Source organism: Rhodococcus oxybenzonivorans (assembly GCF_003130705.1).
In the GTDB taxonomy this organism is placed as follows: Bacteria; Actinomycetota; Actinomycetes; order Mycobacteriales; family Mycobacteriaceae; genus Rhodococcus_F; species Rhodococcus_F oxybenzonivorans.
The window spans coordinates 462,170-474,499 of record NZ_CP021354.1; the positions used below are offsets into that span (position 1 = coordinate 462,170).

The window sequence follows — 12,330 nt, forward strand, 5'->3', positions numbered from 1 at the left end:
GTATGTCAGGAACCTGAGGAGTCATATCGGCGGTTCCCTACGCCAAGCAAGAACTTACCCGTCGGTAACGAGTGTGCAAACTAGTAGCGAACGGGTCCTGCCGACCAGGTGCCGGACCTGGTGACCTCTTCCGTGTCCACCTGCGCCGGGGTCGTGGCGGCATCGCGCGGAGTGAACCGCTCGAGGGAGCCCCAGTCGCGGTCCCAGTCGTTCGACAGGTAGGTCGCGAGGGTGCTCGCCGACAGCAGCTGGTCGGTCCACCCCAGCGGGCCACCGCCGATTCTGTCCTGCCACGCGTTCGTGGACTCGGCGCCGATGCGGTCGGGCAGAACCCGCCACTGCGGCACCTCAGCGACGCCGTACCGGTGGTCGAAGGGGCGCTGGCAGGGGAATGCGAGCCCGACCGCCCAGTCCAGCAGCACCGGATCGGTCGATCCGACCACCGTCTGCAGTGTCTGCATCTTCGGCACCCGCGGTGGAGTGACGGCGAGCCACTGGCCGGGGTCGGTATCCGGGTCCTCGGCGACGAGCCGGACGGCATTCGCTTCGGCGGGCAGCGACTCGAGCGGCACACGCAGGTTTCGCCAGGACGGCGACGGTCCGATGTCGATCGGATCGATGCTGCCCAGCGTGGTGACGGACCCGTCGGGGCCGGTGGAGCCGTACTCCACCTTCAGGATCTGTCCGGGCGTGACGACACCGTCGGCATCGACCGACCGGATGCGACCGGCAGCGGACAGGGTCACGATTGGGGCGTCGTCGGTGCGCTCGGGAAGGCCGTACCACCCTGTCGTCAGGGCGGCGGGCTGCTGCTCGCCGGTCTGGAAGCTACCGAGGACGGGCGTGCGGGCGGGGTCGAGACCGAACGGCAGCGTGACGGTGCTCCCGTTGACGCCGGCGGTGGCCTCGGTGCCGCCGCCGGTACCGGAACTCGTGCCGGTGGTCGTCTCATCGGTGTCGGAGTCGACGGTGTTGGCCCCGCCCTTGCTGATCTTTTCGGAGTCGGCGGTGAGGTCGCGGGCGATGCCGTTGGCCGTGAAGCCGTCGGCGGCGGTGGCAGCGAAGGCGCCGGCTCCGTCCGGGTCGGTGATCGGGGCCAGCGGACGCAGCAGTGCCGCGTTGGGGTCGGTCTCCACGAGTACCTCGTCGGCGAGGGCGCAGGTGCCGCCGGTCATCGACTCGATGTTCGCCTTCCCGATGGAGTAGCCGGGGTACTGGGCAACCACTCCCTTCAGCAGCGACAACACCTCGAACAGGACAACGGCGCCTGCGGCGATGGTCAGCGGTGACGGAGCCAGTACGCGCGCACGTTTCCCATCGGGCTCGGTGTCTTTCCTGTAGGGCTCGCGGACGTGGTACCAGGCGGCGAGGAGCAACGCGAGCACGGTGAGACCGAGGAACAGGGTGGAGAAACCCTTACCGGCCAGCATCGGCGGCTTGTCCCACCACGGGACTCCGTAGCTCGAGACGTACCACCAGCCGTTGGATCCGGTGAAGGCGACGGCGAGGATGAAGAGGATGCCCGCCGCGAACAGGGTGCGGTTGCGTTTGGAGCGGATGCTTCGGGCCCCGACACCGACCGCGGCGAGCACGGCCACCGATCCGGCCAGCCCCGCGTACACGCCGAAGTGGTGGGTCCACTTGGTCGGTGTGAACATCATGAGCAGGAGCGATGCGAAGACGATGCCGAGAATGCGGCGTGACGGGCCGATCGCTGTGCCCGGCACCTTGCCCTTACGCAGGATGAGCATCACGCAGAGGACGACGCAGAGCAGCATGACGAACACACCGAACCGGCGTGCGAGCGAGCCGTCGGGGGAGATGCCGAGCAGCGCGTCCCAGCGCACCCGTTCGTCGAACCAGGCGACGTTGGGCCCCACGGCTGTCCGCACCCGGGTCGACTCGAGCACAGTCGCCAGCGTCTGATCGGCGAAGACCGCCACGAGTACAACGGTGCCCGCAGCGAGGACGGGCAAGATCTGCGACGCGAACCCCACGCGGTGACCCCGCGCGATGACGATGCGCAGGATGGGCCTCGCACCCGCGATCAGTGCGGCGATGCAGATCAGACCCGACGGACCCGCAGCGAGGGAGAAGGCTGCGATCAGCACGGCCACCGCGCCGGGAAGCAGTCGTCCGGTCGCGATGGCGCGTTCGATGGAACACCAGGTGAGCAGGGCGCCGAGCGCGATCACCGGTTCGGGGCGCAGGCCGTTGTCGTAGGGCAGCCAGAACGCGAGGAAGACCAGCCCGCCCGTCCAGAGGGCAGTCCTGTTGCGCCGCACCGCGACACCGAGGCGGGGAATGACTTCCCGGCTGATCACCATCCAGCAGAGCAGCGCCGCGAGGAGAGTGGGGAGTCGCATCCACATGCTCGCCGTGCTCACCTTGACGAGGGCCGCGAGAAGCTCGTACGACCAGCCGAACGGTGCTTCCGGCACCCCGAACCAGCGGAAGTAGTTGGCCATGTAGCCCGACTGCTCGGACACCCGGGCCATCCCCAGCAGGTAACCGTCGTCGGACGTATTGGCTCCGATCACGTGCCACAGCAGCAATGTCCCGATCACCACGGCATCGACGCCGGTGAATTTCCACCAGTGGGCAGGCAGGAAGCGGCGGGCGCGCCTGCCGTCGATGCCGTCCACCCGGTGCAGCGCGTATAACGACGACAAGGTCGCGAGGACGCACACGATCATCGCGAGAAGTTTCAGCAGAGTCGGGCTCGACGAGAACCGGGAGTCGAGGTCGGCGTGCACGTTCAACCCGTCCGGGATGCTGCCGCGCAGGTCGGTGAAGATACCGACCATCTGCGGTCGGGCGTCGCCCTCGACGGACCCTGCAACGGGATCCGCGGTACCCGTCACCTCGGCGGACGTGCGCTGGTGGTCGGAGGTGACTTCGATCATGTCGCAGCCCTGCACCTCGGCGCCGGTCGCGGAGATCAGCGTGTTGCCCCGGGTGATGACCTCCACCGTGCCGTCGGCGGCCGCCCGCACCACCAGGCCGGCCGACTCGAAGTCGGGCGCGCCGTTCGGCAGCGTCGAGACCAGGGTGCCGCCACCCTCGCCGAGCTGTGCCACAGCCGAACACGGCACGGAGACCTGCATGTTCAGCGGCGCGTAGGACACCAGAGGGGCGTCGACGCTCTCGAGAACACCGTCCTGCGGCCAGTCGATCGAGGCGGCGTCCTGCTCGACCGGCAGTAACGGGATGGCGAGTGCCAGCACGAAACCGAGCAGGCCGGTGACGATCGCGATGAGCCGGGAAGTGCGGATGCTTCGAATGTCGGGCAGCGGCCGCCGCTCCGACGGCGAACGTGTGGGCTTCTCTGCTACTTCGGACGGCACACGACGATGGTAGGCGGTGACTCCCCGTGGGTGCTCCGTCACCACGGCGTACCGGCCTCACGTCGTGCGGTGCACCGGAGGCCCGAGTCCGGGGCGGCCGACCGGCGTCAGGATGCGGCCATGCCTCCGGTCACGGAAGGGGTGAGGGAATCGGCCACCTCGTCGAGCGACAGGCCGAGGACCCGGGCCACTGCTGCGATGGTGAAGAATGCGGGAGTGGCGATACGTCCGGTCTCGATCTTGCGCAGCGTCTCGACGGAGATGCCCGCGTCGAGCGCGACGGTGACCATGCTTCTGTCTCCCCGGGTGGCGCGCAGCAGCTCGCCCAGTCTTTGCCCGCGTTCGAGTTCTTCGGCTGTCAACGGCACACGCACCATGTGCCATATAGTAATACCGGTATAAAAATTGCACACAGGTAAGGGTGGGTCGTGGTCGAGCTGAAGACGTCAGCCGAGGTGCAGGCGATGCGCGCGGCGGGGCAGCTGGTTGCTGCGGCACTGGCCGCGGTACGGAAATCGGCCGCGGTGGGGGTGAGCCTACTCGACCTCGACGCCCTGGCCACCGACCTGATCGTCGGGGCGGGAGCGGTGCCGCTGTTTCGGAATTACCACCCGAGCTGGGCGGCCTCTCCCTTCCCTGGATCTCTGTGCACGAGTGTCAATGATGCTGTTGTGCATGGCATCCCGGGTCCGTATCAACTCCGCGGCGGTGATCTCATCAGTGTCGACTGCGGGGCGCGGCTGGACGGGTGGTGTGGCGACGCCGCGATCAGTTTCGTCGTGGGCACGGCAGACCTGGCGGACATCGCACTCGTTGCGGCCACTGAAGCGGCACTGGCTCATGGGATTGCGGCTGCGCGGCCCGGAAACCGGTTGGGTGACATCGGTGCGGCCATCGGACTGTATGCGCGCGGCGCCGGGTACGGAATGCTCGCCGATCACGGTGGGCACGGCATCGGCAGGCGTATGCACGAGGATCCACACGTGCCCAACGAGGGTCGCGCGGGCAAGGGTCTGCTGCTGCAGCCGGGAATGGTTCTCGCGATCGAACCGATGCTCATCGCGGACGGCAGTGACGACTACCGCTGCGATGCCGACGGATGGACGCTGCGCACTGCGACGGGAGCCCGTGCCGCGCACAGCGAACACACGGTGGCGATCGGCGAGGACGGACCGGAAGTCCTGACGCGCTAACCGCTTTCCCGTGTCAGGGCGCGGACGTCCCACACCCAGACGCCGTCCACGGGCGTCGCCGGGTCGCCGATGAGGAGGCGGACCGTCTCACGCAGGACGCGATCGTTGCGGGTGTGTGGGAGCACCAGGACGTCGGCGTTCCAGAAGCGCAGATCCGCCAGCGCCTGGGTCCGCGTCTGCTCGTCGATGTCGGGCACCTGGCCGGACTTCTGCGCCGCCGCCAGCAGCAGTGCGGTCGGGCGGTCGTCCGGCCCGTACTTACCCTTCGCCTCACTGCCGGCGGGGCCGACGAAGTACCCCCCGGCGATGGGGAAGGCGAGGTCCTGCTCGGTCTGCCAGCGCAGCATTCGCGCATTCTCCGGTGACGGGAGCGGCACGGTCACCACCGATCCGTCGGTGACGTACTGCTTCCACGTTCCTTCGGCGAAGAAGTCGGGGGCGGTGTCCCGTTGCACGACGGCAAGGGGTGTGGGCGCCAGCGGAAGCAGGGCGACGGCGAGCCAGCCGATCCACAGCAGAGTTATGGTCCGCTCCCCGGCCCGCGCGGACGCGAGGGCGCGGTCGGTGCCGAGCGCGAGGAGGAGCGCCGCCGCGGGGAGACAACCCATGGCGAAGCGTGACTCCAGAACGGATTCGAGGAGGGGAAGATGCGATACGTACTTCCAGGGGAGTGGAATTCCCGTATCGGTTCCACCGATGGTGAGGGTGGATCCGAGCGACAGGACGCCCATCGCCGCAACGGTCACGGTGGCTGCGCGCGCGAGCGGCATCCGCCACAACCACAGTCCCGACAGCGTGAGAAGAATCAGGAGCGGCCAGCCGAAGTAGGCGTTCTCCTCGGTGGAGTTCATGCTGAACTCGGCTGTTCCCGGGGCTCCTGCCAGTGAGGATGTGGGGAATCCGGTGAACGCCTCCGTGTCGTTGCCCACCGGACCGTGCTCGAGCGCGCGGTAACTGTCCGGCCCGAAGAACTGCCACCACAGGGGCAGGGCGGCGATGGACAGGGCGACGCCGCCTGCGATGGCGAAGCCCTTGCTGCCCTTGCGTACCGACGTCACAGCGGCGCGGGGACGGTTCGCTGCGAACGCGAGCCCGAACACAGTGAAGGCCAGTGCATAGATCAGAAGTGGTTCTTCACCCAGGAAGATCTGGTACGCGATCAGCAGGCCGAGCACGACACCGTCCCGCACCGGACGTCGTCCACTGCCGAGCCGGATCACGCCGAGTGCGATGAAAGGAAGGAGGAACAGGGCGACGAAGTTGGGGTGCCCGTTGCTGTGCGAGATGAGGGCGGGGCGAATCCGCAGACGACGCCGCCGACGGCCGCAGCGAACCGGGAGGCGACGACGTGGCGGGAGAACAGCCAGTACCAGGCGATGGCCGTGCCGGACAGCCCCAGCGTGAGCGCGAGGGTGAACGTGACACCGGGGCCGAACAACAGGGTGACGGGCGCCAGGGGGATGCTGATGCCGAACATCGCCGTGTTGCCCATGAGGTTCACGCCGAGGGGATAGTTCTGGAGGTCGCTCGACAGTGGATTCTCCAGGTGCACCACCGAGTGCGCCGCGACGGCGAAGAACCATTCCCACATGGTCTGGTCCTGGCCACTGCGGACGAGGTAGCCGGTCCCGAGATGTTTCCACTGTCGAACCAGTACGAACACCGCCAGGCCGACGAAGAATGCCACCGCAGCGACATCGGCGGGGTGGGGGCGGGTTCGGGAGCGTTCGGGGCCGGGAATCTCGGTGGGGGTGCGCAGGGACCGCTGCGGCCTTCCGACGTCGGTGAGTATGTCAGTCACGCAGGCGCGCCTCCGAATATCCGGGTCGATGTCGATCGACCGAGGGTACCGGAGGGTCTGATGGGGTACTCGTGGCGTGACGGCAGAAGTGTTGCCCATGTCACAGGAAGTTCATTTGTGAACTTCTGATCAATACGGGGATATTGTTCGCTTACTGTGGTTACGCTCAGCTTGCTTTTTCGTATCGGTTGCAGTGCACTCTGAATGGGGTCGGCATGACGGACATCACCACATCTCGGTATGGATACAAACGGTTCACGCGCGCAGTGGCTGTTGCAGGAATTGCAGTGCTCGGCATGGTCATGGGCAATGGGACTGCCTCGGCAGGGGTCGACAATTCCAGCTCCGTCGTCGACGCCGGTGGCAATCGCATCGAAGTCCTCCAGGGAGATACCTCGTATCACACGGTTCCCCCGCTCGACGGCGTGCCGACGTCGGTCGAGTTCTTCCACGACGGCTACGCCGCGGTGAACATCACCGGGCCGAACGCCGCGGAGTTCGAAGACACGCAGCTCACCCTCGGCTATCAGATCGGCTACCCGGTGGCGCTCGCCGGTGCGACGATCGTCCTCAACACGCCCAATCTCGACTGGTTCATCGAATCGAACAACGGAATCGATCTCGGGCTGGTTCCCGAACTGGAACTCGGACTGAATGCCGGTACGGCCGCCGGTATCGGTGGCTCCATCATCCCGTCGCAGGAACTCGACATCGACCTCGAGCCGGGCGGCATCACCACCGTCCCGTTCCTCGAAGGCCAGGAGTTCGACGGACCTTCCGCCCTCGTGCGGATGCAGGGTATGCACGGGTTCATCTCCGGTGCGATCGGTCCGGTCACCATCCGGCCGTACGCGATGGCCGTCACCGCGAACGGTGACTCGGTCATGACCTACGGTGTGCCCCAAAAGCTCAACTAGGCAGCACGCTCGATCGAGTGACCGTGGGAGGCCGCCGGACCGACGTCCGGCGGCCTCTGCCGTGTGGTCTGGACGACGACACCACTGGTAATCCACAACGACACCCCGATCAGTGCGATGACGAACAGCGCCCAGTGCCCCACGTAGACACCCACGATCGCCCCGATCGTCAACGCAAGTCCGGCGTGCACCGCTACTTCACCACCCCCGGTGCCGAGCACATGATCTTCGGGACCGGAGAGGTCGCGCGGCGGCCTTCCTGCATCGGGCATGACCGCTCCTCGCCGCAACCTGCATTCCCCTCGAGAGGCGGATGGTTCCGCTCCTGGACTGGGTGCGGAATTCCCTCGCTCGAGCCGGAATAAACGCGGACCGACCGATCAGTTTCGTGTGACCACCACGAAGGGTCCGGTTTCGGACACCGTGAATCGGGGGTCGTCGAACAGTTCCTTCGGGAACGTCACCGTGTAGCGGCGAACGTTCGGATCGTTGGGGTAGACGTCCTCCGCGAGGCGCAAGGTGTACCCGTCGGGGCCCTGGCGGAAAACGAAGGCGTCGGGGGCGCGCCACGGCGATGCGTCGAGGGCCGATACCAATTGGTCGGGCGTGTCGAGTTCACTCCAGTCCGCGATGGTCTGTGCGCGACCGGCGAAGTCGGCCAACGGGTTCGAATAGTGGGACGTCAGTGCCTGGAACCCGAGATACGGGTAAAAGCTGAGGAAGGTGGTGTCGGCGGTCAGGACCACCGTGTCGTCACGTTCGCGCGGGATCTGCTCCTGCACGAGTTCGTCCACCTCGGCGAAATGCGCGGCCGCCCCGGGCGGACGTTTGTCGGCGCGCTCACCGTTGCCGTCGGTGTCGGTGTAGGCGACGGCGATGTCGGAATCGAGGTGCCGGGGAATGTTCTGGACGAAGGAGAGCCCGCCCAGCACGCCGATCACCAGAATCGCGCCACGAACTCGGGGATTGTCACTGGTGGCCAGCAGGAGCCAGCCGGCGAACTCGACGAATCCGAACACACCTGCCGCACCGAGCAGGACGATCAACACCGGCTCGAGCCGGAAGGACAGGAGGGTGTTGCCGAGAGCGGCGAGAGCCATCGACATCATCGACCACATGTAGATGGCCACCACCCCGACCCCGAGCGCCTGCGCGCGACGCGACGTGGTTGCCCGGCCGACCAGCCAGATGGTCCCGAGTAGGCACAGGGCGCCCGTCAGCGAGAAGTGGATCATCGGCAGGGGGAGACGCGCACCCGCTTCGGGCAGGTAGTGCAGCGCAGTTCCCGAAGCGGCAGGCGAGCCGTGGATCACTTCGAGGAGATACGGACCCCAGACCAGGAGGGCAATGAGTCCGGACACCACCGCCACCACGGCCAACCGGAGAAGCGGGTCGATCGCCCCCCGCCACGTTCTCTGCGTTCGCACCCGGAGTGCGGCGGCGAGCACCGCGAGCAGGGTCACCGCGAAGGCGGCCAGGCCGAGGTAGAGCGTGTAGAAGGTTGCGGCGAGACCGAGGAAGAGTCCGGTGCCGATCACCGCGCCCCAGCCGCCGCGCCCGGACTCCCGGTGCAGCCCACCCCAAGCCAGAACGAGGGCGGGCCCGATCAGGAGTGCGATGATCGCCCCGTAGGGCTCGGGAGAACCGTATGCCACGACCAGCGCTGCGGTCGCGAGTGAGACGACGATCGCCAGGTCGTGCCGGATCAGGTTGCTCCACAACACGAGTGCCACCACGGCAGCCACGGCCAGCGACCCGATGGCATAGGGCTTGAACGCTTCCCAGCCGTCCATACCGAGTAGGTCGGCGACCCGTCCGCCGACCCAGAACCACCCCGCCGGGTAGTACGGCGGCAGGTCCGCGTACGTCATGTCGCGCAACGCGGGGGAGTCGGTGAGCCGTGTCAGGTACTCGGTGCGAAATTCCTGATCGACGGAGACGCCGTGGAGGTACAGCCGGGTTGCGGCGAGCGGGAGGCCGAGCGTCACCGTCACGAACCCGGACAGGCTCGCCCACGACAGCAGCCTCGCGAACCGCACTGCCCGGTGGCGCCGCACGAGCAGCACCGACACAGCGATACCGGTGACGGCCAGCACCTGGCCGACGGTGGTGACAGCCTGCGTCACGTTGGACGAACTGAAGGCCGGCCACTGCACTCGCGCGAACGCGACGAGTCCGACCGCCGCGACCACTGCGGCGACGACCGCCGCCGAAAACATCTCGGCGGCGGTCGACAGTGCCCGACGGGCGGGGGCTACGCGTGCTTCCGTCACGAGGGCGAAGCTTAGATGGGCAGCTTCTTGAAGATCGGTCGCGGGATGTGCCGCAGGATCATCATCACGTACCGGAAGGCGCCCGGCGCCCAGACCAGCTCCTTGCCCTTCTCCGCCGACGCGACGGCCAGCTTGGCCACGTCTTCCTTGTTCACGGTGAGCGGGGCTTCCTTCACATCCGCGGACATCCGGGTGCGGACCTGACCGGGACGGATCACGAGGACGCGGGGCCCGAACTCGCGCAGTGCCTCACCGAGGCCCAGGTAGAAACCGTCGAGTCCGGCCTTGGTCGAGCCGTATACGAAGTTCGACCGGCGTACACGCTCGCCTGCGGCGGACGACATGGCGATGATCTGGCCGTAGCCCTGCGCCTTCATCTTCTCGCCGACCAGCACGCCCACCGACACCGCTGCCGTGTAGTTGACCTCGGCGATCTGGACGGCCTTGCGCTGGTTCTGCCACAGTTCCTCGGCGTCACCGAGCAGGCCGAACGCGACAATGGCGACGTCGACGTCCCCCTTCGCCCAGGCTTCGTCGATGACTTTCGGGTGGCTTTCGGTGTCGACGGCGTCGAAGTCGATGACGTCGACGGAGTTCGCTCCGGCAGCCGTCAGCTGCGCCACTGCGGCGCCCCGGCCGGGGTCGCCGGGCAGAGCGGCGAGGATCACCCGCATCGGAGCCTTCTTCAGGTACTCCTCGCAGATGGCGAGACCGATCTCGGAGGTGCCACCGAGGAGCAGGAGGGTTTGCGGGTTCCCGACGGCGTTGATCACAGTTCCAACCTTCTGGACATATCGGAGGCGAAGACATTGGTGGGGTCGTACTTGCGGCGGGTGGCGATCCACTCGTCGATCCGCGGGTACATGGAATGGAAGGTCTCGGCGGTGGTCCGCGAATCCTTGGCGGTGTAGAGGCGTCCGCCGAACTTCAGCACGCGCTTGTCGAGCTCGGTGACGAACTCGTTCAAGCCCGGCTTGATCCGGAAGTCGACGCAGATGTTCCAACCGGGGATCGGGAAACTCAGCGGCGCCTGGTTGCCCTCACCGAACAGCTTGAACACGTTGAGGAACGAGTGATGTCCCGACTTCTGGATGTCGCGGATGATCGCCTTGAACTCGTCGACTGCCTCCGGCGGCACCACGAACTGGTACTGCAGGAAGCCGTTGGAACCGTACGCACGGTTCCACTCCCCGAACATGTCGAGCGGGTGATAGAACTGCGTCAAGTTCTGAACCTTGCCGCGGTAGGTCCCGGACTTACGGAACCACAGCTCGCCGATCAGCGAGAAGTTGAACTTGTTGGCCAGCCCGTTCGGGAAGATGTCGGGGAAGGTCATCAACTGCGGTGCGTCGAACGCCAGCGGATTCTTCTGCAGCTTCTCCGGCAACTGGTCGAGCTTGGCCAGGGAGCCGCGTGAGATCGCGGCGCGGCCGAGCTTCGGCGGCGCCGCGATGGCGTCGAACCACGCGCTCGAGTACTCGTAGTTCGCCTCGCTGCCGTCGCTGTGCAGGGCGATCGTCTCGTCGAGGCTGCCCGTGACGTCGCCGTCGGCGATGAAGTACGCCGTCTCGGTGGGCGTCATCTTGATGGTCGCCCGGAGGATGATGCCCGTCAGGCCCATGCCGCCGATCGTCGCCCAGAACAGCGCGCCCTTGGGGTCGTTGCGGCCGCCCTTCGGCGTGAGCTTGCGCACCTGGCCGTCGGCGGTGAGCAGATCCAGCGACACGACGTGGTTGCCGAAGCTGCCCGCGCTGTGATGGTTCTTCCCGTGGATATCGGAGCCGATGGCGCCGCCGATGGTGACCTGGCGGGTGCCGGGCAGCACCGGGACCCACAGGCCGAACGGCAGGGCGGCTTTCATCAGCTGGTCCAGGTTGACGCCGGCATCGACGTCCACCAGATGGGTCTCGCGGTCGATGCGGTGAATGCGGTTCAGCGCATTCATGTCGATGACCAGGCCGCCGGCATTCTGTGCGGGGTCGCCGTACGAGCGGCCGAGACCGCGGGCGATCACCCCGCGCTGCAGGTGAGAGGGCTTCGACTCGTTCTTCTCCGCGACCTGGGCGACCGCTCGAGCGATCACGTCGACATCGGGAGTGGACAGCACCTGCGCCGTGGTGGGCGCGGTGCGTCCCCAGCCGGTGAGGGTGCGGGTCTGTGTGGGGAGCGCCTGGGTGGGCGTCTCTTCTGCTGTCGTGGACATCGAGATAGAGGCTACCTGGCGGTAGGACCCACCGGCCCTGTGCGTACTTATCAACAGTGGGGGGTTAACAAGTACGCACGGGTGGTTACTCTCGTCGTCGTGTCAGAAACCAAGCGGAGTCACGAGCACGAACATCACGTTCCCCTCCCGGTCGAGATTCCCGTCACCGAGAACATCGCGGACGACTCACTAGACCTGAAGACGCAGATCGTGCGGTTCGTCCTGACCGGCGGGTTGTCGGCGATCGTCGACTTCGGCCTGTACTGGTTGCTCCTCGAACTGGTGGGACTGCCCATCAACGTGGCCAAGTCGATCAGCTTCATCGCCGGCACCACCACCGCCTATTTGATCAACCGCCGGTGGACGTTCAAAGCGGAACCGAGCCGGGCCCGTTTCGTCGCGGTCGTGATCCTCTATGCGGTGACCTTCGCGGTGCAGGTGGGTCTCAACTGGGTCATGTACCAGGCATTCCCCGACGAGTGGTGGCGCTTGCCGTTGGCGTTCGTCATTGCGCAGGGGACGGCAACGGTCATCAACTTCGTCGTCCAGCGCGCGGTGATCTTCAAAATCCGCTGACCGCCCGGCCTCGAGACAGT

At 66.7% G+C, this 12,330-nt stretch carries 9 protein-coding genes and 1 pseudogene; 3 read left to right on the top strand and 7 right to left on the bottom strand.

Annotated elements, in window-relative coordinates:
- Positions 1-80: 80 nt before the first annotated feature.
- The gene (locus CBI38_RS02285; protein ID WP_418328307.1) at positions 81-3,347 is read right to left on the bottom strand and encodes an arabinosyltransferase domain-containing protein; all 3,267 of its coding nucleotides are present in this window, start codon (positions 3,345-3,347) and stop codon (positions 81-83) included.
- Between the two features lie 107 nt (positions 3,348-3,454).
- Complete coding sequence (locus CBI38_RS02290) at positions 3,455-3,724, bottom strand: helix-turn-helix domain-containing protein (RefSeq protein ID WP_109326056.1); 270 nt, start codon at positions 3,722-3,724, stop codon at positions 3,455-3,457.
- Between the two features lie 51 nt (positions 3,725-3,775).
- Between CBI38_RS02290 and map the strand changes: the two genes are divergently transcribed.
- A complete protein-coding gene (map, locus tag CBI38_RS02295) occupies positions 3,776-4,540 on the top strand; it encodes a type I methionyl aminopeptidase (RefSeq protein ID WP_109326057.1) in 765 nt (254 codons plus the stop codon).
- Here the strand turns inward: map and CBI38_RS02300 are convergent.
- Positions 4,537-6,341, bottom strand: a pseudogene (locus tag CBI38_RS02300) (glycosyl transferase). The gene map and the pseudogene CBI38_RS02300 sit on opposite strands and share 4 nt — an antisense overlap.
- A gap of 215 nt (positions 6,342-6,556) precedes the next feature.
- Here CBI38_RS02300 and CBI38_RS02305 point away from each other — a divergent pair.
- Complete coding sequence (locus tag CBI38_RS02305) at positions 6,557-7,258, top strand: MspA family porin (RefSeq protein WP_109326058.1); 702 nt, start codon at positions 6,557-6,559, stop codon at positions 7,256-7,258.
- Here the strand turns inward: CBI38_RS02305 and CBI38_RS02310 are convergent.
- From CBI38_RS02310 to CBI38_RS02325, 4 genes are all read right to left on the bottom strand, one after another.
- A complete protein-coding gene (locus CBI38_RS02310) occupies positions 7,255-7,530 on the bottom strand; it encodes a hypothetical protein (protein ID WP_109326059.1) in 276 nt (91 codons plus the stop codon). The two genes, CBI38_RS02305 and CBI38_RS02310, sit on opposite strands and share 4 nt — an antisense overlap.
- Positions 7,531-7,638: 108 nt before the next feature.
- Positions 7,639-9,477 carry a galactan 5-O-arabinofuranosyltransferase gene (locus CBI38_RS02315; RefSeq protein ID WP_109334806.1) on the bottom strand — a complete coding sequence of 613 codons (1,839 nt, stop codon included), beginning with the start codon at positions 9,475-9,477 and terminating at the stop codon, positions 7,639-7,641.
- A 65-nt stretch (positions 9,478-9,542) separates the two neighbouring features.
- Complete coding sequence (locus CBI38_RS02320) at positions 9,543-10,304, bottom strand: decaprenylphospho-beta-D-erythro-pentofuranosid-2-ulose 2-reductase (RefSeq protein WP_109326060.1); 762 nt, start codon at positions 10,302-10,304, stop codon at positions 9,543-9,545.
- Positions 10,301-11,734, bottom strand: a complete 1,434-nt coding sequence (locus tag CBI38_RS02325; RefSeq protein ID WP_109326061.1) for an FAD-binding oxidoreductase — start codon at positions 11,732-11,734, stop codon at positions 10,301-10,303. The genes CBI38_RS02320 and CBI38_RS02325 overlap by 4 nt, the downstream gene beginning before the upstream one ends.
- Before the next feature lie 99 nt (positions 11,735-11,833).
- Between CBI38_RS02325 and CBI38_RS02330 the strand changes: the two genes are divergently transcribed.
- Entirely contained in the window at positions 11,834-12,310 is a 477-nt protein-coding gene (locus CBI38_RS02330; protein ID WP_109334807.1) for a GtrA family protein, read from the top strand.
- Positions 12,311-12,330 lie beyond the last annotated feature (20 nt).